Genomic DNA, 620 nt, shown 5'->3' with positions numbered 1-620 from the left:
CGTTGGCACGGCCTTTACCCATGTTGACACCAATATTGAGTGATGTAGAAGCACCCACGCTGACACCCACCGATGCGCCTGAAGACTTATTGCTGCTGGTCATGCTGTCAGTATTGACCCCTGCGAGTGCGATGATGTCGTCGTCTGCCTTGAGATGTGTACCGCCCTTGCCTGCGATGGTTGAGCCTTGGACGAGAATGTCCGAGCCTTGGTTGTTCTCAAGCGTGTCATCGGCTTTGCCTTTGCCCGTGGCGGTGAGGTTGACCTTGCCTCCTGCGGTGATGCTGCTGCCCGAGCTGGTACTTTGCTCACTGTGACTCTTGNAACCCAATGCACCCAGCGGATTACCTGTCGCCCCCTTGGCTATTTCGCGAGTGAGACTATTGGCCATTTCAGTGATGCCGCGATACGCATTGTAACCAGCCAGTGCACTCGATGCGGCCACTGCACCGATTTGGGTGCCGCCCTCTGCTTTGCCTGCTTGGTCAGCCAGTGTGCTGCCCATCTTCGCCGCATCGATGATGGGGCTGGAGACAGAAACCGACAGACCCGCTGATTTGAACTTGGTGTAGGTGTCTTGCGTGGCGGTGTCGTGTACATCGGTGATGGCGATATTCTGT

Annotated in this window: 1 protein-coding gene; it reads right to left on the bottom strand. The window is 56.4% G+C overall.

Features of this window, described 5'->3' with window-relative positions; translation table 11 throughout:
- On the bottom strand, window positions 1-391 hold a 391-nt coding region (locus tag IE082_RS11535; RefSeq protein WP_444542699.1), incomplete at its 3' end, for a hemagglutinin repeat-containing protein.
- Between the last annotated feature and the right edge of the window lie 229 nt (window positions 392-620).

The organism is Formosimonas limnophila, assembly GCF_014652675.1.
Classification (GTDB): domain Bacteria; phylum Pseudomonadota; class Gammaproteobacteria; order Burkholderiales; family Burkholderiaceae; genus Hydromonas; species Hydromonas limnophila.
The sequence above is the reverse complement of the archived record's forward strand: the minus strand, read 5'-3'. Positions and strand labels throughout refer to the sequence as shown.